Source organism: Streptomyces cacaoi, assembly GCF_006539165.1.
Taxonomy (GTDB): Bacteria; Actinomycetota; Actinomycetes; order Streptomycetales; family Streptomycetaceae; genus Streptomyces; species Streptomyces cacaoi.
Genome location: NZ_BJMM01000014.1, coordinates 23406 through 47996, shown reverse-complemented (window position 1 = coordinate 47996; position 24591 = coordinate 23406). Strand labels below are relative to the sequence as shown.

Below are 24591 nucleotides of genomic sequence, written 5' to 3'. Positions count from 1 at the left end.
CGCCCGGGATTCCCCGTGGGCGCCGGTGTGTGCCTCAGCGCTCCGGCGCGGCCGTCAACTCCCCGGCCTCAAGCATCCGTTCGAGGACGAGCGCGATCCCGTCCTCGTTGTGCGAGGCGGTCACCTCGTCGGCGACGGACAGCAGTTCCTCGTGTGCGTTCTCCATGGCCACGCCCCGCCCGGCCCAGGCGAACATCGGGACGTCGTTGGGCATGTCGCCGAACGCCAGCGTGCGCGCCGAGGAGATCCGCAGTCTGCGGGCCGCCAGCGCGAGCCCCTTGGCCTTGCTCAGACCCAGCGGCAGCAGCTCGACGACGCCCTCGCCGGCCATCGTCACCGCGACCAGATCACCGACCGTCTCCCGCGCGGCCTTGGCCAACGCGTCGTCGTCCAGCTGCGGATGCTGTATGTACACCTTGTTGAGCGGCTCGGCCCACAGCACCGCACGGTCCTGGAAGGGCGTGTACGGCAGCGGTCCGTCGTGCACCCGGTAGCCGGGGCCGGCCAGCACCTGGCCGTCGACGCCGTCCCGCGAGGCCGCCAGCGCCAGCGGGCCCAGCTCGGCCTCCAGCTTCTCCAGTGCGAGCCGGGCCACGCTCCGGTCGAGCGTCATCGACGTCAGCAGCCGGCCCGTACCCGCGTCGTAGACCTGTGAGCCCTGGCCGCAGACCGCCAGGCCCCGGTAGCCGAGGTCGGCGAAGATCCGCTTCGTCCAGGGCACGGCGCGGCCGGTGACGATGATGTGGGCGGCGCCGGCCGCGCTCGCCGCCGCGAGCGCGGCGCGGGTGCGCTCCGAGACGGTGTCGTCGGAGCGCAGGAGCGTGCCGTCCAGATCGGTCGCGATGAGCTGGTACGTCAGCTGCGGGGCGTCGGCGGCGGTCACGGGGCCACCGGCTCCAGCAGCTCACGGCCGCCCAGATAGGGCCGGAGCACGGGCGGGACCCACACCGAGCCGTCCTCGCGCTGGTGGTTCTCCAGCAGCGCGACGATGGTGCGCGGCACGGCGCACAGCGTGCCGTTCAGGGTGGCCAGCGGGCGCACCTGCTGGCCGCTCTTGCGGCCGTCGGTGGCGGGCTCGCGCATCCGGACCGAGAGCCGCCGGGCCTGGAACTCCGTGCAGTCCGAAGTGGAGGTCAGCTCGCGGTACTTGCCCTGGGTGGGGATCCACGCCTCGCAGTCGTACTTGCGGGCCGCCGAGGAGCCCAGATCGGCGGTGGCCACGTCGATGACCTGGAACGGCAGCTCCAGCGAGGTCAGCCACTGCTTCTCCCACTCCAGCAGCCTGCGGTGCTCGGCCTCGGAGTCCTCCGGCGCGACGTAGGAGAACATCTCCACCTTGTCGAACTGGTGGACGCGGAAGATGCCGCGGGTGTCCTTGCCGTAGGAGCCCGCCTCGCGCCGGAAACAGGGGGAGAAGGCGGCGTAGCGCAGCGGCAGCCGGTCCGCTTCGAGGATCTCGTCCATGTGGTACCCGGCGAGCGCCACCTCGGAGGTGCCGACCAGGTACATGTCGTCCTTGTCCAGGTGGTAGACGTCCTGCGCGGCCTGGCCGAGGAAGCCGGTGCCCTCCATGGCCTGCTGCTTGACCAGCGCGGGCGTCAGCATCGGCGTGAACCCGGCCTCGGTGGCCTGCGCCATCGCGGCGTTCACCAGGGCCAGTTCCAGCAGGGCGCCGATCCCGGTGAGGTAGTAGAAGCGCGAGCCGGACACCTTGGCGCCGCGCTCGACGTCGATCGCGCCGAGCAGCTGGCCCAGCTCCAGATGGTCCCTGGGCTCGAAGCCCTCGGCGCCGAAGTCGCGCGGGGTGCCGAGCGTCTCCAGGACGACGAAGTCCTCCTCGCCGCCCACCGGGACGTCGGGGTGGACGAGGTTCCCGAGCTGCCGCAGCAGCGTGCGGGTCTCCTCGGCGGCCTCGTCGTGCTCGGCGTCGGCGGCCTTGACGGCGGCGGCCAGCTCGCCGGTGCGGCGCAGCAGCTCCGCCTTCTCCTCGCCCTCGGCCTTGGGGATGCGCTTGCCCAGCTGCTTCTGCTCGGCGCGCAGCTCGTCGTGGCGGGAACTGGAGGACCTGCGCCGCTCGTCGGCGGAGAGCACGGCGTCGACGAGGCCGACGTCCTCTCCACGGGCACGCTGGGAGGCGCGCACACGGTCGGGGTCCTCACGGAGCAGGCGAAGGTCAATCACCCCGCCAGGGTACCGGTGGGGAGCGGAGCACCTCGATGCGATTCCGATGGCTTTTGTTATTCAATGCCCGAATTGGTAGGTATTGCGGTGGATTATTAGCGCGGCCGCGAGGGTGTTCGCGGGTACCGGGAGGCCGGCGCCCGCGAAAAAAGAGAAAAGCGGTTCTGCGTGGAATGTCCGGGGCCGCGCGGTGTGCGCGGCGCGCCGCCGACTCCCGCCCGCGCGGGGCGAGTTGGCCCGGCCCGGGCGGGGTGGAGCCGCTACTTATCCACAGCTCAGCCGGGGCCGGGAAAAGTTTTCCACAGGGGTGGAGGAAGAGCTGTGGAAAAAGGGGCCGAGAACTTCGACGCCCGAAGTGCCGGCGCAGGATTCCCCTGTCAAACCCGGAATACACACTCGATCGAGCGGGATTGGCTCACTCCAAGGGGTTGGACAGGGGAATTGGCGTGACGAAGCACCCGATGCGCACTGTGGATGGAGTTGAGGTCTGCATACGGGTTTGTCGACAGAGTCCGGTTTGTCTGTCGACTTGTGCACAGGTCGGCCCCCAGGGCTGTGGATAACTTTGCACAGCTGTTCACAGGCCCGTGCACAGGCGCGGACCCGGCCGTCCGGCGGGGCTCAGTCCCGCCCGTCCAGACAGCGGGAGAGCCAGTCGGCGGCCGAGACGAAGTCCTCGTCGGACGTGCCCGAACGCACCGTCGGCTCCTGCGCGTCCGCACGCGGGTACGAGCCGAGGAAGCGCACCTCCCGGCAGGAGCGGCGCAGCCCCATCAGCACATCGCCGACCCTGCGGTCCTGCACATGGCCCTCGCAGTCGATGGAGAAGAAGTACTGCCCGATGCCCGCGCCCGTCGGCCGGGACTCGATCCGCATCATGTTCACCCCGCGCGAGGCGAACTCGTGCAACGCCTCCAGCAGCGCACCCGGCTGGTCCCCGCGCAGCCAGAACACCACCGAGGTCTTGTCGGCACCCGTCGGCGCCGCCGGCCGCCCCGGCGCACCCACGAGGACGAACCGCGTCGTCGCGTTCTCCGCGTCGTGGACGTCCGTCACCAGCGCTTCGAGGCCGTACCTGGCCGCGGCGAACTCCCCCGCGAACGCGGCGTCGTACCGGCCCTCCTGGACCAGCCGGGCGCCGTCCGCGTTCGACGCCGCCGACTCCCACACCGCGTCGGGCAGATGAGCCGCCAGCCACTTGCGCACCTGCGGCTGGGCCACCGGATGGCCCGTCACCGTCTTCACGTTCTCCAGCGTCGTGCCGGGGCGCACCAGCAGCGCGAAGGAGATGGGCAGCAGCACCTCGCGGTAGATCATCAGGCGGCGGCCGCCGGCCAGTTCGTCCACCGTGGCGGTGACCCCGCCCTCCACCGAGTTCTCGATCGGGATGAAGGCCCCCTGCGCCTCCCCGTTGCGGACGGCGTCCAGCGCGGCCGGCACCGAGACCGTCGGCGTCAGCTCGCGGGTGGCGGCCTCCGGCAGGGTGTGCAGCGCGGCTTCGGTGAAGGTCCCCTCGGGACCGAGGTACGTGTAACGGCTCGCAGGTGGCATGTCCGACACGGTAGTCCGGCGGGCCTCCCCCGGCTGCCCGATCTCAGCTTTCGAGCAGCCTTTCCCCGACGTACTCGCCCTTGCCCGGCCCGCCCGGCACCGCGAACAGAGCGCTCGCCTCGTGCCGCAGGAACCGCGAGAGCGCATCCCCCCGGTCGAGCTTGCGCTGCACGGGGACGAAGCCGCGCAGCGGGTCCGCCTGCCAGGCGAGGAAGAGCAGTCCCGCGTCGGGCGCACCGTCGTCCCGGAAGCCGTCGTGGTAGGAGAACGGGCGGCGCAGCATGGCGGCGCCTCCGTTGGTCTCCGGGGCCGTCACCCGTACGTGTGCGTCGGCGGCGATCACCGGCAGCCCGTCCTCGCCGCGCTTGTCCAGATCGGGGGAGGTGTGCTCGTCGCCGCCGGAGAGCGGGGCACCGTCCGCCTTGCGGCGTCCGATCACCTTCTCCTGCTCGGCGAGCGACCTGCCGTCCCAGTCGTCCAGCAGCATCCGGATCCTGCGCAGCACCACATAGGAGCCGCCCGCCATCCAGGACGGCGAGCCGGAGGAGGGGACGAACACCTTCTTCGCGAAGTCCTTCTCGTCGGGCTTCGGGTTGTTCGTGCCGTCGACCTGGCCCATCAGATTGCGGACCGTCATCGGGTGCGCGGTCGCGCCCGGTGAGCGGTTGAACCCGGTCATCTGCCAGCGCAGCCGTGCCGGCCCGCCGGAGCCGCCCGCCTCCCGCTGGAGCGCCCGCAGCGCGTGGAAGGCGACCAGCGCGTCGTCCGCGCCGATCTGGATCCACAGATCGCCGTCCGACCGCTTGGCGTCGAGCGCGTCCGCCGAGAAGTGCGGCAACGGCTCCAGCTCGGCGGGCAGCCGGTCCGTCAGCCCCGTACGGGAGAAGAAGGAGCGGCCGAAGCCGAAGGTCACCGTCAGCGAGGCGGGGCCCGCGTCGAGCGCGATGCCGGTGTCGCTGTCGCCGTCGTGCGGAGGCTCACCGGCCATCATCCGGCGGGCCGCCTCCGACCAGCGGCGCAGCAGCGCAGCCGCCTGCTTGCGGCCCGCGCCCGGCGCCAGGTCGAAGGCCAGCAGATGGCCGTGCGCCTGCGCCGGGGTGGTGATGCCCGCCTGGTGCGTGCCGTGGAAGGGCACCGACGAGGAGCCGAGCGAGGAGAGCGCGGCCGGCGGCTCCTCGCGGGTCGCGGCGTATCCGGCGGCACCGCCGGCCCCGCCCACGACCAGCCCGGCGGCCCCGGCGGCCGAGGCGGTGCCCAGCAGCCGGCGGCGGGTCAGCGGGGCCCGGCCGCCGCCCTCCGCCCCGGCGCCGGTCTCGCCGGTGGAGTCGGGGGTGCCAGGGGTGCCGGTGGCACCGGTGGTGGCGCCCTGCCCGGGGACCCGGCCGCCGGCACCGCCCTTCGCCGGGCCCTTGCGCGGGCGCGGCCCGCCGTCCGCGGGCGGGGAGGCGCCGCCCGCGGACGGGGACGTGCCCTTCGTCGTGCGGGCAGCGCCCTTCGTCTTGCGGGGTGTGTGCCCGTCCGGGCGGCCCCCGGCGTCCCGGGGGGCCTGCCCGCCGCGCTGTTCGTCGTCGTGCTGCGTACTCATGTCCTGTCCGGTCCGGCTCTAGCCGATGGTCGCTGTCCTGGTCTCGGTGACCATGTCGATGTCCGAGGTGCGTACCGTGACCGCGATCCGCCATTTTCCGGCCATCGGCAGCTGCACCCCCTTCGCCTTCCAGTGGCCCTTCTCGCCCGGCACCGGCTTCGGTGTCACGGGCAGCGGCCCGATGTCCTTCGCCGGCAGGGTGAGGGACACCTTCACCTCGGGCGCGGGCACCGGCTCGCCCGAGGGGTCCGTCGTCCGCAGGTCCAGCGTGTTGTCCCCGGCGTTCCCGGGGGAGAAGCGCAGCCGGGCGGTGCCCTTGCCGCCGTCCCCGCCGGTGTCGTACGGCACCTTCAGCTCCAGGGGGCCGCTGCGCTGCTGTGCCGCGCCGCCCTTCGCCCGCACCGCCTCCTCGGTCCGGGCCGGCTCCGTCGTGGTCAGCACCGTGGTGACGACCAGCAGGACGACGGCCACGCCCGTCTCGATCAGCACCGAGCGGCGCAGCCCGGAGCGTTCGGCGTCGGAGTCCCGTTCCTGGCGCCGCCGGGCCGCGTTGAGGACGGCGCGCTGCCGGGCCAGCTGCGCCGCGCGCACCGGGTCCCCGGACGCGGTGTCGGCGTCGGAGTCCGCCTCCGGCGCGGAACCGGAACCCGAACCGGAACCCGAACCGGATCCGGAAGCGGAAGCGGCATCCGAACCCGGCCCCGAACCGCCGTCCGCCCCGCGCCGGTCGGCCGCCGGTGTGCGGCGGGTCGCCGTCGCGGTGTCGTGGGCGGGGCGGCGTCCGGCCGGCACGGGGGCCGGGGTGTCCGTCAGCCGGGCCGTCCAGCGGCGCGAGAACCAGCCGAGGCCGACCAGCACCGCCACCAGGCACACCTTGGCGATGAGCAACTGCCCGTACGCCGTGCCGGTCAGCGCGTCGAACGAGCCGACCTGGCGCCACGACTGGTAGAGCCCCGTCGCCGCCAGCACCGTCACGCTGGTGAACGCCACCCGGGAGAACCGCTGCGCGGCCGCCCGGCTGGGGGCCGGGCCCCGCAGCAGCAGGGCGCCCAGCGCGACGAGCCCGCCGAGCCACAGCGCCATCGCCAGCAGATGCAGCACGTCCAGCGGCATCGCCAGCCCGGTCTGGATGCCGGTGGAGGCGTGCTCGGCCATGGCCCAGGTCGCGGCGAGCCCCGCGGCGACGACCGTGCCGCCGACGGCCAGCCCGAAGGAGAGGTCCCGCCGGTCCGCCGGGCCGGATTCCGGTTCCTTGCCGGGGCCGTCCTCCGCCGCCGTCCGCCGGGCGTAGCTGCCGAACAGCACGGCGACGAACAGCGCAGCGGCGCCGAGGAGCAGCAGCCGGGAGACGAGCGCGGCGCCGGGTTTGGTGGCGACGACGTCCCGCAGCCCGCCCAGGTCGAACACGTCGGCGAGCTTGCCCGTCGTGGTGTACGGATTGCGCAGCAACAGCAGGAGAAGGGTCGACGCCGTCAGCGTGATCCACCCGGTGACGGTGACCCGCTGCACACTGCGGGCCGAGGCGGCACGCGGCGCGCACAGCAGCACGAACGCGCCGCCGCCGACGAGCAGGACGAAGCCCGCGTAGGCGGCGTAGCGCGCGATGCCGTAGAGCGAGTCGACGGCGCCGGGGCCGCCGTGGTCGTTCTGTTCCGGCACCTTCGCCGTCGTGCTCGACTTCTTGCCGACGGAGAAGGTGAAAGCACCGGAGACGGGGTGGCTGTCGGCGGAGACGGCCTGCCACGCCACGGTGTAGGTGCCCTGCGCCAGGCCGGACTTGAGCCCGACGGCGCGCTGGACGCCCTCGGACGTGCCCGGGGTGCGCACCTTGCCCTCGTCGACACGCTTGCCCTGCGGGTCGAGGACCCGGACGGAACCGTCGGACATGGCCACGCCCTCGGAGAAGGTGAGCGTGACCTGCCGGGGCGGCGCGCCCCGCACCACGGAGCCCTCCGCCGGGTCGCTGGCGGTGAGCGCGGCGTGTGCGGAGGCGGGGGACGCGACGCCCACCACGGCGAACAGGGCCAGCGCGCCGACGACCACGGCCTGTACCGCGGTCAGCAGCGCCCCGGCCCGCCGGAGCCGGCGGGCCGGGAGCGTGGCCGGGGTGGCGCGACGACGTCGTACGGTCGGGAACGACAACACGCCTGCAACCTCACTTGTCGGGTGTGTAGTTGGTCGCTTCGACGGGGGCCTTGACGGTCACGGGGCCGGACTTGGCGAAGTGCAGCGTGAACGTGACCGTCTCGCCCTTCTTCGGCTTGTGTTCGAGGTCCATCAGCATCAGGTGGTTGCCCCCGCGGGAGAGCCGGAGCGTGCCGCCGGCCGGTACGGGCAGCGACTTCACCTGCTTCATCTGCTGTTTCACCGTCTCGTGCATCTGCACCGTGCCGGCGACGTCGCTGGTGACGGAGGTGAGCTTGTCGTCGGCCCCGCCGCTGTTGCGCACGGTCAGGAAGCCGCCGGCCATCTCGTCGGTGGGCGGCTGCGGCACATAGGCGCCGCTGACCTTCAGCTGCGGAAGTTTCTGCGCCCCCGCGGAACCGGACTCGGTACCGGAGCCGCCACCGGAGTCGCCGTCGGACGACGAGCAGGCGCCGAGCGCGAGGGTCAGCGCGGCCCCCAGTGCGACGGCGGCGAGCGGCCGTCCGGCGCCGGCGCGCAGCGGGCCGGTGCGGCGCGGGCTCTGCTGACGGCCGGGGTCCTGGTCGTGCTTCACGGGGTCTCTCCCTTGAGGATCTTGGGGAGGTCCTTCTCCAGGATCTCCGGCGCGGTGTTGCCCTCGGTGTAGAGGACGTGGGCCTTGTCGTCCTTCGGCGAGAAGGCCAGCAGCTGTGCCCCGTGCGTGGAGACGATGTCGCCGTTCTTCTTCTTGTACGAGGGCTCGACGTGCACGCCGACGCTGCGCGCGCCGGCCTGGATGGTGTCGAAGTCACCGGTCAGCCCGATGAAGGAGGGGTCCTGGCCGCGCAGCCACTTCCCCAGCTCCTCCGGGGTGTCCCGCTTCGGGTCGGTCGTGACGAAGACGACCCGCAGATCGTCGAGCGCCTTCTTGCCGAGCTTCTTCTTGAGGCTCACCTTTGCCGACGCGATGTTGCTCATCGTCAGCGGGCACACGTCCGGGCAGTGCGTGTAGCCGAAGTAGAGGAGCGTGGGGTGGCCCTTGGTCTCCTCGATCATGTCGTAGCTCTTGCCGTGCGTGTCGGTGAGCGTCAAATCGGGCTTCTCGAAGGGCTGGTCGAGGACGGCACCGCCCTTCTTCTCCTGCTTCTCCACCGTCGCGGGCTTGGTGGCGCCCGCGTCGTCCCCGCCGTCGGAGCCCTGGCACGCGGTGAGCGCGAGGGAGGTGGCGGCGGCGAAAGCGACGGCAGCTGTGACGGTTTTGCGAGTGCGCATTGCGTGCATCCAAGTGTGCTGGGGCGGCACGGCCCGGGGCACGGGCGTGCGGCGGAGAGCCGCCGCACGCCCGGAACCTGCCGGGCCGCGCCGTCACCGGGCGGTCGGGTCAGGCGGAACGGCGACGTCCGGCGAGCACACCGAAGGCGACACCCGCGAGGCCCACGACGATCCCGATGCCGCCGAGCACCCGCGCGGTGGTGTCGGAGCCGGAAGGGGAGTCCGCCGCGGCGGTCTTCTTCCCGGCCTGCTCCGCCGCCTTGCCGTCGTCGGACGAGGAGCCGCCGGAGGAGCCCTCGTCGGCGGCGGTCAGCTGGAGGACGGGAGCGGGGTGTTCGGGCTCGGCCGCGCCCTCCTGCGGTTCCTCGATCCACCGTACGACGTCCTTGTTGTCGTACGTCTGGAGGGCCTTGAACACCAGCTTGTCGGCGTTCTTGGGCATTTGGCCCATGGAGACCGGGAACTGCTGGAACTGGCCCGGCTCGACCTTCCCACCGCTCCAGGTGACCTTGGACACGGCCTCGGTCACCTTCTCGCCGTGCATCTCGACGGGCTTGTCCAGCTTCTTCTTGTCGACCTTGATGTCCCAGCCGGGCACCGGCTGCGGCATCACGGAGACCAGCGGATGGTCGTCGGGGAAGACGACCTCCAGCTTCACGGTGGAGGCGTCGTCCTGCTCGTTGGGCACCTTGAAGTCGACGGTGGCGTAACCCCCCTTGGGCGCCTGCTCGGGGTCGACGGAGACGTGCGCCGAGGCCGGCCCGGCGACGAGCAGGACGGTGGCGGCGGCGAGGGCGCCGACGGTCGCGACGCGACGGTGCGAGGTCTTCATGTGGTGTGCGCTCCTGAGTGCACGGAGTGACAGGGACGGGGCGTGCTGCGCGGGCCGTGCCGGGGCACGGAGCGGCGCGGCAGCGGGGCGCTGCCGGTGTGCCGGTCTCCGTGTGCAGCTGTGCTGCCGTCGCCCGGCGTGCTGTGGCCCGGCGTGCGGGGCGCGTTCGGGCGCGCTCGGCCGCGCGCGCACCACCGCGTCCCGTCCAGGACGGGATCCGGACGGCACAGGAGCTGTGCTCGGTGGTGTGTGTCTCAGGCGGCGAGCGTCAACGCGTCCCGGGCGGGCGCTGGCGGGCCGCGCCGGTGCACGGAGTGCTGAAGGAGCGCGGAGCGCGGCTCGGGTACGTCGCCCCGGTCGCGGCGTGCAACGGCACGCGCGGGAACCCGGGGCAGCAGCCCGGCGTGCAGGGCCCGGACGTAGGCGAGCGCGGCACGCAGGGCGCGGGCCGCGAGCACCTCGTCGGCCACGGCGGCCGCCTGTGCGGACAGCCGCACCAGCCGCCACAGCGCGGCCTCGCCGCGGCGCAGCAGCCAGCCCAGCACGAGCGCGGCCAGCAGATGCCCGAGCAGCATCGGCCCGTCCAGCAGCTGTACGGCGGTGTGGGCGGCGCTGCGCAGACAGTCGAGCGGAGTGCCGGCGGCCGGCCCGGCGGCGTGCGCCGTGGTGTGCGCGGGCGAGAGCCCCGCGTCGGCGACGATCCGGTGGGCCTCGGCGGGCGAGAGCTGTCCGGATCCGGTGTGGCACAGCAGCCGCTGCGCGAGCGTCGCCGTACCGCCCGGGTCGGCGGACGCGCCGGAGGCGGGGGCCGGATGGCTCCCGCAGGAGAAGAGCAGGTGCAGCCCGGACTGGCCGAGCGCCAGCAGCGCGGTGATGCCGCGCAGCGAACACTCCCGGCCCGCCAGGGGAAGCGCGACCACGAGGACGGCGGCGAAGCCCGCGAGCAGCGTCACGAACGGCAGCCCGCCGCCGGCCGCGAGCAGGTGACCGGCGGCGGACAACGTGACGCAGACCGCGGCGAACACCGCGGCCCGCAACAGTCTCAGGTCCACACCGGCAGTCATGGCCGCGCCATCATCTCACCGGCGGACTGATCGGGATACACCAGGTACAAGCCCCGCCTCCGAGCACGGCACGCGGTGCCGCGACCGGTACCCACGGTGAGGGACCGTCCTGTTCACCCCCGGCACGCAGCCCGCGAAGCCCCGGCAATCAGCCCGCGAAAACGCGGCAATCCCCGTCGGCAGGGCACCGGATGCCGCACTTTTCCGCCGTACGAGGGGCATCGGGACCGCACCGCGTAGTGCTCTCGCGCGTCGGCTATACGTAACCCGTGTGTCGAGCCGTGAGGAGGGTGACATGAGCAGCCTGTGGTGGTCTCTCCGGCTACGGCGCGAAGCCGCCAGCGTGCCGCTCGCGCGGCATCTGCTGCTGAGCTCGATGGAGGCGGCGGGTGTGGACGGGGACACCGCCTTCGAACTGTCCGTCGCCCTCTCCGAAGCCTGCGCCAACGCCGTCGAGCACGGCAGCGATACCGACGCCCGGGCAGGCGCGTTCCGGGTGAGCGCCTATCTGGAGGGCAACCGCTGCCGGATCGAGGTCGCCGACACAGGACCCGGCTTCCCCGCGCCGTCCGACCCCGGCCACGCCCCGCACGAGGCGGAGAGCGGCCGGGGTCTCTTCCTGATCGAATCCCTCGCGGACCATGTGCGGTTCCGCAACAGACCGGGCCGCGGCGGCGCCGTCGTCAGCTTCGACAAGGTGCTCGACCGCGGTCCGGACCCGCTGCTGACCGCTTCCTGAACCGGCGCGCCCCGCCGGGCCGATGGCCTCCGGGGAGGGGTGACCGCTGCTCGGTCGGCGCCCTTGTGCGGCGGTGACCGCTGCTCGGTCGGCGGCCCTGCTCGGTGGCGCCCCTGCTCGGTCGGCGGCCCTACTCGGCGGCGTCCCGCGCCGCTTCGCCGTGCTCGGTCGCCCCGGCCGGTGCCTGCCGGCCGTTCTCGCTCCCGCCACCGTCACCTTCACCGTCACCGGTCCCGGCCGCCGCGGCCTCGTCCGCCGGCTGTGCCGCCGGGCAGTCCCGGAAGCGCAGCAGCAGCATCGCGGCGTCGTCGTGCAGCGGTTCGCGCACGTGCTCCTCGATGTCCTGCCGCACGGCCTCCAGCGCCGCGTCCGCGTCGGGATCCTTCAGCAGATGGGCGCGCTGGTCCAGCGGGTAGAAGTGGTTGTCGGCGTCGCGGGCCTCGGTGACGCCGTCGGTGTAGAAGAGGAGTTGGTCGCCGGGCGCGAAGGGCACCTGGTGCGGCCGGGGCGGTGCGAGGCCGTGCAGTCCGAGGCCGAGCGGCAGACAGCGCTGCGGGGGCTCCGCGAAGTGGACGGTGCCGTCGTGCCGGACCGCCAGCGGCGCCGGATGGCCGAAGTTGAGCAGTGTGGCGTTGCGCGCGCCGGCCGCCTTCTCGCCGTCGGCCGTCCCGCCGCTCACCGTGCCGCCGTCGGCTGTCCTCTCCTCGTCCGCGCCGGGGTCGTCCCGCAGATGCGGCACCTCCACCAGCACGGCCGTCACGAACTTCTCGCCCAGCAGATGGCGGTCGAGGGCGCGCTCCAGCCGTTCGCCGACCGACAGCAGACCGGGCTCGTCGTAGGCCGCCTCACGGAACGCGCCGAGCACCACGGCCGCCGTCTCCACGGCCTCAAGTCCCTTGCCCTGTACGTCACCCACGATGATCCGCACCCCGTGCGGCGAGGTGACGACCTCGTACAGATCCCCGCCGATGCGCGCCTCGGCCACGGCGGAGGTGTAGGAGACGGCGACCCGCAGCGGCCCCGCACCCCGCGGAACCGGCCGCAGCAGCACCCGCTGCGCGGCCTCGGCGATGGAGCGCACATTGGCCAGTTCGGTCTGCTGCTTCTGCCGGATGGCCGTGGCCAGCAGTGCGGCGACGGACACCCCGGCGACCGACAGGATCGTGGCGTTGCCGCGCCGCTCGCCGAACTGGTCGTTGTAGAAGCTGAGCGCGAGGGTCAGCGCGAGCGCCACGACACCGACCATCGCCGTGCGCCGCTTGCCGCCCGTCAGCCCGGCGAACGCGGGCCCGAGCGCCATCATCGGCAGCAGCCCGATGCCGGGGCCGCCGGTCAGGTCGACCGCACCGACGACACCCATGGCGAGGAAGGGGAACGCGGACAGCAGTCCGGTCCGGAACCGGGAGACCAAGGCGTGCTCTCTTCCTCGTCGGTGTCAGGGGCTTCGGTGAAGCCGCGTCGTGCGGTACCTCTCGTGGCCCTCCTCGTGGCCGGGCGGATGTCCCGCCGCCGTCCGGGGCGCGCGGGCGGGTGCGGCCGCGCCCCGGCGGACCGGGGCGCGGCGGGGTCGGCGGTGCCGGATGTGCCGGACGCGCCGGATGTGCCGAGGGGCGCCGTCAGCCCTTCAGCCGGGCCATCCAGGACTCGACGTCGGCGCTCGCCCGCGGCAGCGCGGCCGACAGATTCCGGTTGCCGTCCTCGGTGACGAGGATGTCGTCCTCGATACGGACGCCGATCCCCCGGTACTCCTCCGGCACCGTCAGATCGTCGGCCTGGAAGTACAGCCCCGGCTCGACGGTCAGGCACATACCGGGCTCCAGCGTGCCCTCCGCGTAGGTCTCGCGGCGGGCGACGGCGCAGTCGTGCACGTCCATGCCGAGCATGTGGCCGGTGCCGTGCAGCGTCCAGCGCCGCTGCAAGCCCAGCTCCAGGACCCGGTCCACCGGGCCCTCGACCAGGCCCCACTCCACGAGGTGGGTGGCCAGCACCCGCTGCGCGGCGTGGTGGAAGTCCAGGTACTTGCCGCCGGGCCGGACGGCGGCGATGCCCGCCTCCTGCGCCTCGTAGACGGCGTCGTAGATCTTGCGCTGGAAGTCGGTGAACCGGCCGTTGACGGGCAGCGTGCGCGTGACGTCGGCGGTGTAGAGAGTGTGCGTCTCCACACCGGCGTCCAGCAGGAGCAGCTCGCCCGAGCGCACCGGGCCGTCGTTGCGCTGCCAGTGCAGCGTGGTGGCGTGCGGCCCCGCGGCGCAGATCGAGCCGTAGCCGATGTCGTTGCCCTCCACGCGTGCGCGCAGGAAGAACGTGCCCTCGATGTACCGCTCGGAGGTCGCCTCCGCCTTGTCCAGCACGCGGACGACGTCCTCGAAGCCGCGCACCGTGGAGTCGACGGCCTTCTGGAGCTCGCCGATCTCGAACTCGTCCTTGACCAGCCGCTGCTCGGACAGGAACGTCCGCAGCTCCTCGTCCCGCTCGGCGTCGGCAGCGGAGTGCAGGGCCTTCTCCACCCCGGCGTCGTGGCCGCGGACGACCCGCACCGGGCCGTCGGCCGCGCTCAGCACGTCGAGGACGGTGCGCACATCCGCGCACGGCAGGCCGTAGAGCTGCTCGCCCTCGGCGAGGCTGTGCCGCCGGCCCACCCACAGCTCGCCCTGGCCGTCCAGCCAGAACTCGCCGTTCTCGCGGTTCGAACGGGGCAGGAGGTACAGCGTGGCCGTGTGCCCGCTCTCCCCGTCCGGCTCCATGACCAGCACGCCGTCCTCGGTCTGGTTGCCGGTGAGGTACGCGTACTCGACGGACGAGCGGAACGGGTACTCCGTGTCGTTGGAGCGGGTCTTGAGGTTCCCGGCGGGGACGACCAGGCGCTCACCGGGGAAGCGGGCGGACAGCTCGGCACGCCGGGCGGCCGTACGGGCGGCCTGGGCGATGGGCTCCAGGTCCCGCAGCTCGGTGTCGGCCCAGCCGGTCTGCATGTTGGCGGCCAGCTCGTCGGAGACGCCCGCGTACAGGCCGTTCTTCCGCTGCTTGATCGGCTGTTCCTCGGCGGCGTCTGCCACGTCTGCCTCCTCTTGGACACGGTTGAAACCACCTTCCATCGTATGGGTGGCTTCCGGCTGGTCCAGAGTGGTGCGGATGTGACGTTCGGCCCGCCCTGGGCGGGAACGCGTCCCCTGCCCGGGCGGGGCGGCGGGGGCCCGGCACCGGCCCCGCGGCGGACCAGCGGAAACCGTGGCCCTCGCCGGGATCCCCGTCGCGTCCCCGCGGCGGGCGGCGGCAGCGCACGGACCGGCCGGAACGGAGGCCCGGCGGCGTGCGGGGAGGGAATCGGAAGCGGGTGGAAGCGGGGGGAAGCGGCAGGAAGCAGTCAGAAGCGGGCGGCGAGCAGCACGACGTCCTCACCGGACCCACGGGACCCGCCAGCCCCACCGGACCCGCCAGTCCCACCGGGCTCACCGGCCCCCGCGGACCCGCCGGACCCGTCCGCCGCCCCGGCCGCACGGGCGCCACCGGCAGCACCACCAGCACCGGCAGGGTCGGCTGCACCGGCAGCACCCGCTGTCCCAGCTGCTGCACCGGCGGTATCGACCGCACCCTCGCCGTCACCCCGCCCGGCGGCCGGTTCCGGCAGGACGGTGTGCAGCACGTGGTCGACCAGCAGCTCCGGGTCCTTCCACGCCTGGCGCGGGGCGCTCGCGGCGGCGGAGCGCAGCCGCGCGAAGGCGCGGTCCCGGGAGTGCCCGGTGCGGTGCAGCAGCCCGTCGGTGTAGCACAGCAGGGTCTCGCCCTCCCGCAGCAGCACCTCGGCGCTGGGCGCCTCCCAGCAGGCGAGCATGCCGAGCGGGGCGGAGACGGCGGTCTCCACCGGCTCCACCCGGTGCGGCCCGATGATCAGCGGCGGGCAGTGGCCCGCACCGGCCAGCAGGACGCGGCGGCCGGCGGGCTCGGCGTAGGCGAACAGCGCGGTGGCCGAGCGGGCCGGCTCGGTCAGCCGCAGCAGCAGCTCCAGATCGGAGAGGACGGCGACCGGATCCTCGCCCTCCATCACGGCGTAGGCACGCAGCGCGGCCCGCATCCGGCCCATCGCCGCGACCGCCTCGGGCCCGCCGCCGGTCACGCCGCCGACGGAGAGCCCCAGCGCCCGCTCGGGCAGCGGCAGCGCGTCGTACCAGTCCCCGCCGCCCCGCGGACCCGACAGATGGCGCACCGCGAGGGAGACCCCCGGCACCCGCGGCAGCGTGCTGGGCAGCAGTTCCTCGCGCAGGGTCGCCATCCGGGCCCGGGTGCGGGTGAGTTCGCCCAGCCGTGCGGAGTGCTCGGTGGCGTGCCGCAGATAGCGCTCCAGCAGCGCGCGCTGGCGCCGGGTGGGTTCGCCCGGCTCGTCGTAGAGCCAGACGGCGGCACCGAGGCGGCTGCCGGCCTCGGTGGTCAACGGCACCGCGTAGGTGGCGGCGTACCCGAGCCGGGCCGCGACCTCGCGGTGCCGGGGCGAGAGCCGCTCGTCGGCCGCGATGTCGGGGCAGGCGAGCCCGGGGAAGACGGGGGCGGGCGGATCACCGGCCGGATCCGGGTGGTGCGACGGGGCGTCGAGGGGCGGGGAGCCCGCACGGAGGGCGGCGTTCCGCTCCGGCTCCGCTGCGCCGTCGCCGTACCCGCCGTCGTACGCCGTCGCCCGGTCCCCGGCGGGGGCGGTGGCGGTGCGGGCGTGTGCCGCGCCGGCGGTCCTGGCGTCCAGGACCCGGGTGTAGGTGGCGGAGGTGCGCGGCACCGTCTCGATCTGGCCGAGGTCGGCGCGGCCGAGGCCCAGCCCGATGGTGCGCTCGGGGGCGTCCGGGGAGCCGCCGTCCGTGCCGGGTTCGAGGGCGATCAGGCCGCGCCGGGCGCCGAGCAGCAGGGCGCCGGCCCGGAGCGTCTCGTGCAGGGCCGAGTCGAGGGTGTCGGTGCGCACCAGGCGGGTGGTGAGGTCGTGCAGCGCGGAGAGTTCGGCGACGCGGTCGCGGTCGGTGGGGCCGTCGGCGTCGGCGGAGGCGCCGGTCGCGGACGAGCGGCCTGCGGCGGAGCGCGAGGAGGGATTCCCGGAGGCGTCCGAGGAGTCTGCGGAGTCCGGATCGTCCGAGGAGGACGTCTGCGAGGGGGGAGAAATCGCCGGTTGGATTCCGGCCACTTTCGGAAGGTGCGGGGAGCTCATGGGCGACGGCCAGCGCGGCATGTGATCGGTTCCCATAGCATCGCAAACCCCCATGTCATGCTGCTCCGCTATCAATGCCCCTACATGTACACATACCGTTGACGTGATGTCCAGCACTCCCCGGCGACACCGGGGGCGCGCCCGCGCACGCCATCCGCTCGCGGGGAGGCGCGAAAAACACGCGGTGCGACAGCGCCGGAACCCGCGGTAGGCGGGGAAGTTGGCGCAAAATCGCCGCCATGGCAGGTGTATTGCGATGCACTGAGGCTCTTCGGCAGCGCGTTGGCATCGCTGTCGCGGGTACGGAACCCTGCAGGGAGACGGGGCGTCCCAATAGGCAGCGGGCTCGGCCCGCCATCATTCCCGGCAGGATTGCACCAAGCAGCACCGGCGCGGCAGGCGCGGGCGGGCAAGCGGTTCCGGAACGTAGCAGGCACGTACGAGCAGTACCGGCACGGTGGCAGTCCAGGTGATCCACACGGCGTGCGGACACGCGCGCCACCGTTCGCCGGTTTTCCCTGCTCCTGCCGTCCCTGCCGGTTCCCGGACGCGGTCCGTACCCGACACGGCCCGCAGTCGCACGCGGGACGGGCACGATCACGGACGGTGCGCACGGTGCAGCGGCTAGACCTCGGTTGAACACGGTCAGTTGGCGTTCACGGAAAGGAACGAGCGCTCATGCGCGAGATCCTCGGAAGGCGACGCTTCCCCTGGTCCCGGGGGCCGTTCGCGGCCCGCGCAGGGTCCGGATCCGGGCGGCACCCGCACGGTTCCCCGATGCGCAGCGCGGCGCTGACCGCTGCCACACAGTGGCGATGGCCCGTCGTACCCGGTGCGGGGCCGGCGCCCGACGGGCCGGGGCACGCGGCGGGGCAGGGCGGTACCGGCCCGGCGCTGTGCGCGTGCCGCGACCCGGAGTGCGTGGTGCCCGGCGCGCACCCCTTCGATCCCGTCCTGCTGGCGGCCACGACGGAGCCCGGCATGGTGCGCTGGTGGTGGGACAACCGCCCGCAGGCACCGCTCGTCGTGGCGACCGGCGGCACCGCGGTGAGCGCGCTGAGCCTCCCCGCCGTGGCCGGTGCGCGGGCGCTGGCCCGGTTCGAGGCGACGGGCGTGCGGCTCGGCCCGGTCGTGGCCACGCCCACCCGGTTCTCCGTGCTGGTGGCGCCGTACGCCATCGAGGAGCTGGGGGAGCTGCTCTACGCGCAGGATCTGGTGCCCAGTTCGCTGCGGTTCCACGGCGACGGCGGCTACATCGTGCTGCCTCCCTCCCGCACCGGCTCCGACAAGGTGCGCTGGGAGCGTTCCCCGGAGCCCGGCCCGTCGGGGCGGCCCTGGCTGCCGCGCCTGGAGAGCCTGCTGGACGTCCTCGTCGAGGAGAGCGTCGCGACCCCGGACACCGGCAGCAGGCTGGCGTACTGAGGACGACGGCGCACGGGGGCGGCAGTGCGCGGGCGTACAAGGGCGCGCGCCACTGCGATCTTCACTCTTAAGGGTTGGAACGGGGCTGGCTTGTAGGGGAAAGAGGCGCCCGGCGGCCTCGCGCACGCGGGTTCTGCCGTTATGTTCGGCCCATCTGCCCGATCCGCCGCGCTCGTTCGCCGTTCCCGGGGTCCACCGCGCGGCGCCGCTCCCCGCACCGCTCTGACGACCCAGGTGGGTTCCTATGCACCAGCCGCACCAGCGCGCCTCCAGGCTCCGTGTGATCACACTCGCCAGCACGGTCGCGCTCGCCGCCGCCCTGCCGCTCGCCGCGGCCGTGGCCGGCGAGGACGCGCGGCTCGCCAGCGAGGTCGCGCAGCTGCGCGCGGAGCGGGAGCATCCATCGCCGTCCGCCGCGGCGGACCGGTCGGGGCGGGACGAGCGGAAGGACGGCCCGGGGCAAGGCCGTTCGAGCGGCGACGCCGGCGAGCAGCGGCGCGGCGGCGCACACGGCCGGGACGGCGGGTTCGTGGGCCACGCCCGGCCGGTCGGCACCTGCGGCCCGGAAATCGCCTCCTCGTCGGGGGTGAAGGTGCAGACGTGCGTGGTGACCGGGGAGGACGGCAGCTGGGCGCGTACGTACTACACGAATCCCTCGCACCGCGCGCTTCCGGCGGTGCTGACGCTGACCCGGCCCGGCGGCACCACCACGCGGGTGCACTGCACGCTGCGGCCCGGCGCCGAGCACGGGACATGTGAAACCCCCGGAGCGCCGCGTGCGGGCGGCCGGGAGGGCTCGCGGGAGGACGGCCGGCAGCGCTCGGCCGGGCCGGAGGACGGGCGGCGCGGCCCGTACGCGATGGTGGAGGTCGCCTCGGCGGACGGTGCGCGCAAGGTGCTGCGGGCGGGCAGCAACTGACGGGCCGCGGGCGCGAGTTGGTCCGGGCGGCAGGTGCCGCACATGGAAGAACCCGGTCGCTGGCGACGGGGGATGCACCAGCGACCGGGCTCCTAGAACGGTAACAAGAGATCGGCCGTTAGCAAATTCAATCGCCCAGATCCGGACGTCGATTTACTTGCGAGTACGGGAAGTTGGGGTTCCGGTGTGACCGGTGTCACGGTCACGTTTTCTCCCCGGAATCTCCCCAAGCGCAGCCGAACGGCCCTAGCTGAGCGTGATCTGACGGTTGGTGAGACCGCTGCGGGCCCGGCGCTCGTCGGCCGTCAGTTCGGCGGTGTTCGTGAGCGCCTCGGCCAGCCGCTCGGCGAACTCCGCCGCGGGCTTCTCGCAGTCCTGCGAGGTCATCCCGGAGGGGAGGTCCCAGACGGGCACCGTCAGACCGTGGGCGCGGAACGAGCCCACCAGACGGGATCCCTCCGTCGTCGAGCCGTTACCCAGAGTGGACAGCCCTGCGGCGTGCAGCCGCGCGAGCGCGTCCAGGAGTTGCTCCTCCGGGTGCGTCATGACCCACCGCAGGTGGTTCTTTTCGGGCGCCTCGCACCAGTACGCCCCCTCCACTCCGGACAGCCGGGCCGTCGGAATGGCGGCCGAATTGGCACTCTCCAGCGAGGCCGCGACCTCTCCCGTGGGCTTCTCCTCGTCATCGAGCCAGAACTCGAACCCCGTGTGCACCTGGGGTTCGAACGGCGCGTGCGGGTCCAGCAGATCCTGGAGCCGCGGACCGTCGGGAGCCGGGCGGCCCGCGTCGACCGGGGTGCCCGGCTCGGCCTCCAGCGCCCGGCGCAGCGTGTCCGCCAGATCGCGGCTGATGTCGCCGGTCGCGGTGTCGTTCTGGAGACCCAGCAGGATCTCACCGCTCTCGCGGCGCAGCGCGGGCCAGGCCATCGGCAGCACCGTCGCCAGCGTCACCGCCGGAACGCCCTCCGGCAGCCCGTCCTTGAGCGTCAGCCGCGCCGTGGCGGCCGGAACCAGCTCCCGCAGGGCGACCCAGTCGCTCTCCCCGGCCAGCCCCTCGAACGGGCGGCGCACCAGTTCGGTCGCGGCCTGCGCGGCGGCCCGGCCGTGGCACGCCTTGTAGCGGCGGCCCGACCCGCAGGGGCACGGCTGACGCGCGCCCACGACGGGGATGTCACCGGCTGCCCGGTTCGCGGTTCCCGCGGCTGCTGTCTGGGGGCGGCGCTTCTTTGCCATGGCGAGCGGTACTCCAGGTGTGCGGCGGTTCGGGATCCGCGATCCTAGCCGCTGTCGTCCGCGCGCCGCTGCGCGGCCGGACGGCCGCGCAGACACGGATCCTCCGGGCTACGCCAGGTCCTCCAGGGCCGCCAGGTCGAAGCCCATGTCCGTGGCGAGCCGGCCGGAGAACGAACTGCCCGGTGGCAGCACGGCCCAGACCGTCACGCCGGGCTGGCCGTCCCCCCGCTCGTCCCGCTCGGTGCGTACGCCCCAGTCCCGCGCGAGCGCCGTGATGATGGACAGCCCTCGGCCACCGCGCGCCGTCACGGACGGCTTGGCCGGAAGCGGACGGGTGGGTCCACCGCCGTCGGTGACGGAGATGGTCACCTCACCCCGGGCGTCCCGGCTCCACGCCGCTCTGACGACCGGCTGCCCGGCGCCCGTACCGCCGTGCGCGCCGGTGCCGCGCTCGGCGCCGGATCTGCCGCCGGGGCCGTGCGGACCGTGGCCGTTCTGCGCGCCGTGCGGGGTGTGCGGGCCGTGCGGGCTGTTGGGCCCGGGCGGCCCGTGGCCGTTCTGCGCGCCGTGCGAACCGTGCTGTCCGTGCGCGCCGTTGGGCGCCGGTACGCCGTGCGGGCCATGGATGCCGTGCGCCCGGTGGACGCCGCCGTGCGCCCCGTACGGCTCGGAGGCGTGGGTGCCGTTCCTGCCGTGCAGGCCGCCGCCCGGCGCGCCGTTGCCGACGGGCTCGTCCGGACATCCATGGCTCAGCGGGCGCGCGTGCCGGCACGCGTTGCTGAGCAGTTCGGAAAGGATCAAGATCGCATCGTCCACGACCGCGTCGGGAGCGCCGCACGCGAGCAGATCCTCGCGCATTCTGCGCCTTGCCACCCCCACGCCGACCGGCCCATGGGGCACGGTCATGGTCGACGAAGTCGGCACTTCCTGTGCCACCACCAACGCCACCCCCGAGACCTCCTTCGCCCCACGCCAGGGGATGAATGCCCCCTGTGGGTGGATCGGAAACCGGACACCCGTGTTCACTTGACGCGCTCGCCATTCCGTCCTAAGCGACGAGTGCGCCGGAGCACACCGCACGCGTGCCCGCCTCCACCGCCGGCATGCACCCGGCCGGCGCCGCGGTTCCGCCGCGCTCCCGCCGCGCTCCCGTCGAGCCGCCGTCGCGTCGCGGTCGCGCTCCGGCCGTGGTTCGGCTGCGGTTCAGCCGTCGCCCGTCGCGGCCCGGCGTACCTGTGCGAGGACCTGCTGGGGGCGGTTGGTGATGATGGCGTCGACCCCCAGCCGCAGACACAGCTCGACGTCCTCCGGCTCGTCCGCCGTCCACGCGTGCACCTGGTTGCCCGCACGGTGCGCGCGCTCCACGTACTCCGGATGGGCGCGCAGCAGACGCATGCTCGGACCGGCGATCCGCACCCCGGGAGGCAGCCTGCCGTCCCGGTGCCGGGGCAGCAGGAACGGCATCAGATAGACGGTCGGCAGATGCGGTGCGCCCGCGCGGACCCGGTGCAGGGAGCGGGCGGAGAAGCTCATGACCCGTACGGGGGTGCGCAGCCGGTAGCGGTCGAGGAGTTCCAGGAGCCGTTTCTCGACGTGTCCCGCCCAGCGCGTGGGGTGCTTCGTCTCGATCGCCAGCTCGACCGGGCGCGGGGCCTCGGCCACCAGTTGGAGCAGCCGTTCGAGAGTGAGGACGGAGGTGCGCTCCGGGTCGACGGCGTCCGGCCCGTGAGCGGTGCCGGGGCCTGCCGCCGGGTCGCTGTCCGAGCGGCCGTCGGGACGGCCGCTCCGACGGCTGTCCGGGCGGGTGCCGGGGCGTTCGGCCGCGTGTTCTCCGGGGTGCTCCGCGAGGTGTCCCATGGGGCGTTCCGCGGGGCGTTCCGCGGGGCGTTCGGAGACGGGCAGCAGGGGCCCGGCCAGTCCCGTGCGGCCGTCCGTCGCGTCGGTGTCGACGGCGCTGTCCGGCAGTTCGTACGGGTCGGCGTGCCGGTCCTTCCAGGAGCCGAAGTCGAGCGCGGCCAGGTCCGCCAGCTCCAGGGCGGAGACCGCGCCGCGCCCGTTGGACGTGCGGTTGACGCGGCGGTCGTGCACGCACACCAGATGGCCGTCGGCGGTGAGCCGGACATCGCACTCCAGCCCGTCGGCGCCCTCCTCGATGGCTCTGCGGTACGCGGCGAGGGTGTGTTCGGGCGCCTCCATCGAGGCGCCGCGGTGGGCGATGACGGACACGGTGCGCGGCGGACGCCGTCCGCTCCCGGTGGCGGTCTCCTGGCTCACCAGGTCATCGTCCCATCGGGGCGGCGCCGGACGGCACGGTGCCCCGCACCGCCCGCGGCGCCGGTCGTCGCCCAGGAAGGCCGCGTCGGGCGGCCGTTCGCGAGGGCGCACGGGGCTTGGACGGGGGCGTGCGGCGTACGGCCGAGGAGCGGTGCTCAGCGCGCACCCCTACGCTGGGCTCCGGGCCACGGAGCGCCGCGGACCCCTACGCGACCCCCGCGTACGCGGCCACGTCGGCCCGGGATAAGGACCGGTGCCGGGCCGACCCCCTCCGCTTACGTCCTGCTGACGCACGATGGGAAAAACTGGCTTCGGATACCCGAATATGTGATCACCGTCCCCGCGATGTCGTGTCCCCGATGAGGAGTGAGCTGTGAGCACCGAGAACGAGGGCGCTGCCGTGCCGCCTGCGGCGGGGCCGGACCCCACGCCACCGGCGCCGGCCGACGCCCCGTCCACCGGCGCACCGGCCGGCGGCGGGGCCGGCGCGGATTCCGGCGTTCCCGCTGCACCGTCCGCCCCGGCGGGCCCTGCTGCCTCCGAGACTTCCGCCGCCGCCTCCCCCGCCGCCCCGGCGGACGCGCCCGCCGCTGCCGCCGACACCGCCGACGCCGCTTCCCCCGCGCAGGCCGCACCCCCGGCGACCTCCGAAGCACCCGCCCCGGCTGCCGATTCCGCTTCCGCTTCGGGTTCCGCTTCGGGTTCCGTTTCCGGCTCCGCCCCGGGTTCTGCCGCGGGCCGCGGCGGCGAGCCGGCCGGCCGTGCCGAGGACACTGCGGTGCTGGAGCCGCGCCAGGAGACGCCCGCCGCGCCCCCGCCCCAGCAGCCCCCGCACCCGGCCGGATACGGGCAGGGCCCTGCGCAGGGCCCGGATCTGCACAAGCCTCCGCAGACTCCCCCGGGCGGCGGCATGCCTCCGCAGGGCGGTGCGCCCGGCGGCTGGGGCTGGGGCGCTCGGGGCGGTTCCGGTTACGGCCAGGCCCCGCCGCCTCCCCCGTACGGCGGTGGCGGCTCCGACGGCGGTCCGCCGAACCCGTGGGCGATGCCGCCCGCAGGCCCCCCGCCCGGTAAGCGGCGCGGCGGGCTGTTCGCGGCGTTCGTCGCCACGGCCGTCGTGGTCGGCGGTGTGGCCGGCGGCCTCGGCTACTGGGCGGCCAACAAGGGCGACGGCGGGACGACGACGGTCAGTTCGTCCACCGACCCGAAGACGCTGAACCGGTCGCCCAAGTCCGTCGCGGGCATAGCGGCCAAGGCGGTGCCGAGCGTGGTGACGCTCCAGTCGTCCGGCGGCGGCGAGGAGGGCACGGGCACCGGCTTCGTCTACGACAAGGAAGGCCACATCCTCACGAACAACCACGTGGTGGCCAACAGCACCCGGGGCGGCCGGCTGACGGCGACGTTCTCGGACGGCAAGAAGTACCAGGCGAAGGTCGTCGGCGAGGCCCAGGGCTACGACATCGCCGTGCTGAAGCTGAAGGGCGCGGACGACCGCAAGCTGGAGCCGCTGCCGCTGGCGAACTCCAACGAGGTGGCGGTCGGCGACGCGACGATCGCGATCGGCGCTCCCTTCGGCCTCTCCGGCACCGTCACCACCGGCATCGTCAGCGCCAAGAACCGCCCCGTCGCCTCCAGCGACGGGCAGGGCAGCAAGGCGTCGTACATGAGCGCGCTCCAGACGGACGCCTCCATCAACCCGGGCAACTCCGGCGGCCCGCTGCTGGACGGCAAGGGCGCGGTCATCGGCGTCAACTCGGCGATCCAGCCGGGCGGTGGCGGCGGTGGCATGGGCGGCGGCGGCCAGTCCGGAGGCAGCGTCGGCCTCGGCTTCGCCATCCCGATCAACCAGGCAAAGCGGGTGGCGGGCCAGCTCATCAAGACCGGCCAGCCGGTGTACCCGATGATCGGCGCGACCGTCGAGATGGGCGGCAACGGCAACGGCGCCACCGTGGCCCGCACCGGCGAGGGCGGTACCGACGAGGCCGTCACCCCGGGCGGCCCGGCCGACAAGGCGGGCCTGAAGCCGGGCGATGTGATCACCAAGCTCGACGACACCGTCATCGACAGCGGACCGACCCTGATCGGCACGATCTGGACCCACAGCCCCGGCGAGAAGGTCCAGATCACGTTCGAGCGGGGCGGCGACGAACGCAAGGTCGAGGTCACCCTGGGCACCCGCAAGGGCGACGACCAGTAGGCCGCGCCTCCACCCG

At 73.8% G+C, this 24591-nt stretch carries 19 protein-coding genes; 4 read left to right on the top strand and 15 right to left on the bottom strand.

Annotated elements, in window-relative coordinates:
- Nucleotides 1-34: 34 nt before the first annotated feature.
- From SCA03_RS15770 to SCA03_RS15730, 9 genes are all read right to left on the bottom strand, one after another.
- Nucleotides 35-883, bottom strand: coding sequence for a Cof-type HAD-IIB family hydrolase (locus SCA03_RS15770; protein WP_086816335.1), 849 nt, complete (start codon nucleotides 881-883; stop codon nucleotides 35-37).
- Nucleotides 880-2181, bottom strand: coding sequence for a serine--tRNA ligase (gene serS, locus SCA03_RS15765; protein WP_078873384.1), 1302 nt, complete (start codon nucleotides 2179-2181; stop codon nucleotides 880-882). The genes SCA03_RS15770 and serS overlap by 4 nt, the downstream gene beginning before the upstream one ends.
- 621 nt (nucleotides 2182-2802) lie before the next feature.
- The gene (gene pheA / locus SCA03_RS15760; protein ID WP_030883245.1) at nucleotides 2803-3732 is read right to left on the bottom strand and encodes a prephenate dehydratase; all 930 of its coding nucleotides are present in this window, start codon (nucleotides 3730-3732) and stop codon (nucleotides 2803-2805) included.
- Between the two features lie 43 nt (nucleotides 3733-3775).
- Nucleotides 3776-5317, bottom strand: a complete 1542-nt coding sequence (efeB, locus tag SCA03_RS15755; RefSeq protein ID WP_230988733.1) for an iron uptake transporter deferrochelatase/peroxidase subunit — start codon at nucleotides 5315-5317, stop codon at nucleotides 3776-3778.
- An 18-nt stretch (nucleotides 5318-5335) separates the two neighbouring features.
- Nucleotides 5336-7462 (bottom strand): copper resistance protein CopC, encoded by a 2127-nt coding sequence (locus SCA03_RS15750; protein WP_371863948.1) that lies wholly within the window; start codon nucleotides 7460-7462, stop codon nucleotides 5336-5338.
- 10 nt (nucleotides 7463-7472) lie between these two features.
- Entirely contained in the window at nucleotides 7473-7982 is a 510-nt protein-coding gene (locus SCA03_RS15745; protein WP_030883238.1) for a copper chaperone PCu(A)C, read from the bottom strand.
- 50 nt (nucleotides 7983-8032) lie between these two features.
- Nucleotides 8033-8713: an SCO family protein gene (locus SCA03_RS15740; RefSeq protein WP_086816336.1), complete on the bottom strand. Its 681-nt coding sequence runs from the start codon at nucleotides 8711-8713 to the stop codon at nucleotides 8033-8035.
- Nucleotides 8714-8822: 109 nt separating this feature from the next.
- Nucleotides 8823-9545, bottom strand: coding sequence for a YcnI family copper-binding membrane protein (locus tag SCA03_RS15735; RefSeq protein WP_030883234.1), 723 nt, complete (start codon nucleotides 9543-9545; stop codon nucleotides 8823-8825).
- A 254-nt stretch (nucleotides 9546-9799) separates the two neighbouring features.
- Nucleotides 9800-10609 (bottom strand): hypothetical protein, encoded by an 810-nt coding sequence (locus tag SCA03_RS15730; RefSeq protein WP_030883232.1) that lies wholly within the window; start codon nucleotides 10607-10609, stop codon nucleotides 9800-9802.
- Nucleotides 10610-10904: 295 nt separating this feature from the next.
- Here SCA03_RS15730 and SCA03_RS15725 point away from each other — a divergent pair, with 295 nt between their 5' ends.
- Nucleotides 10905-11348 carry an ATP-binding protein gene (locus SCA03_RS15725; RefSeq protein WP_030886213.1) on the top strand — a complete coding sequence of 148 codons (444 nt, stop codon included), beginning with the start codon at nucleotides 10905-10907 and terminating at the stop codon, nucleotides 11346-11348.
- A 130-nt stretch (nucleotides 11349-11478) separates the two neighbouring features.
- Here the strand turns inward: SCA03_RS15725 and SCA03_RS15720 are convergent, their stop codons facing one another.
- From SCA03_RS15720 to SCA03_RS15705, 3 genes are all read right to left on the bottom strand, one after another.
- Entirely contained in the window at nucleotides 11479-12759 is a 1281-nt protein-coding gene (locus SCA03_RS15720) for a PP2C family protein-serine/threonine phosphatase (protein ID WP_371863947.1), read from the bottom strand.
- Between the two features lie 205 nt (nucleotides 12760-12964).
- Nucleotides 12965-14443 (bottom strand): aminopeptidase P family protein, encoded by a 1479-nt coding sequence (locus SCA03_RS15715; RefSeq protein WP_030883226.1) that lies wholly within the window; start codon nucleotides 14441-14443, stop codon nucleotides 12965-12967.
- A gap of 269 nt (nucleotides 14444-14712) precedes the next feature.
- The gene (locus SCA03_RS15705) at nucleotides 14713-16533 is read right to left on the bottom strand and encodes a PP2C family protein-serine/threonine phosphatase (RefSeq protein ID WP_169729654.1); all 1821 of its coding nucleotides are present in this window, start codon (nucleotides 16531-16533) and stop codon (nucleotides 14713-14715) included.
- Between the two features lie 678 nt (nucleotides 16534-17211).
- Here SCA03_RS15705 and SCA03_RS15700 point away from each other — a divergent pair.
- Nucleotides 17212-17955, top strand: coding sequence for a bifunctional DNA primase/polymerase (locus SCA03_RS15700; protein WP_030886222.1), 744 nt, complete (start codon nucleotides 17212-17214; stop codon nucleotides 17953-17955).
- A gap of 244 nt (nucleotides 17956-18199) precedes the next feature.
- Nucleotides 18200-18874, top strand: coding sequence for a hypothetical protein (locus SCA03_RS15695; protein WP_086816337.1), 675 nt, complete (start codon nucleotides 18200-18202; stop codon nucleotides 18872-18874).
- A 246-nt stretch (nucleotides 18875-19120) separates the two neighbouring features.
- On the opposite strand, the gene SCA03_RS15690 is transcribed toward SCA03_RS15695, so the two are convergent.
- The 3 genes from SCA03_RS15690 to SCA03_RS15680 all read right to left on the bottom strand — a co-directional run bounded on the left by SCA03_RS15690 (nucleotide 19121) and on the right by SCA03_RS15680 (nucleotide 22303).
- On the bottom strand, nucleotides 19121-20107 hold the full coding sequence (locus SCA03_RS15690; protein ID WP_030883215.1) for a DUF5926 family protein: 987 nt from the start codon (nucleotides 20105-20107) through the stop codon (nucleotides 19121-19123).
- 108 nt (nucleotides 20108-20215) lie between these two features.
- Nucleotides 20216-20965 carry a hypothetical protein gene (locus SCA03_RS35740; protein WP_371863946.1) on the bottom strand — a complete coding sequence of 250 codons (750 nt, stop codon included), beginning with the start codon at nucleotides 20963-20965 and terminating at the stop codon, nucleotides 20216-20218.
- 345 nt (nucleotides 20966-21310) lie between these two features.
- Nucleotides 21311-22303, bottom strand: a complete 993-nt coding sequence (locus SCA03_RS15680) for a glycerophosphodiester phosphodiesterase family protein (protein ID WP_170223841.1) — start codon at nucleotides 22301-22303, stop codon at nucleotides 21311-21313.
- A 451-nt stretch (nucleotides 22304-22754) separates the two neighbouring features.
- On the opposite strand from SCA03_RS15680, the gene SCA03_RS15675 reads away from it, so the two are divergent.
- Nucleotides 22755-24575: a S1C family serine protease gene (locus SCA03_RS15675; protein WP_141275455.1), complete on the top strand. Its 1821-nt coding sequence runs from the start codon at nucleotides 22755-22757 to the stop codon at nucleotides 24573-24575.
- Nucleotides 24576-24591 lie beyond the last annotated feature (16 nt).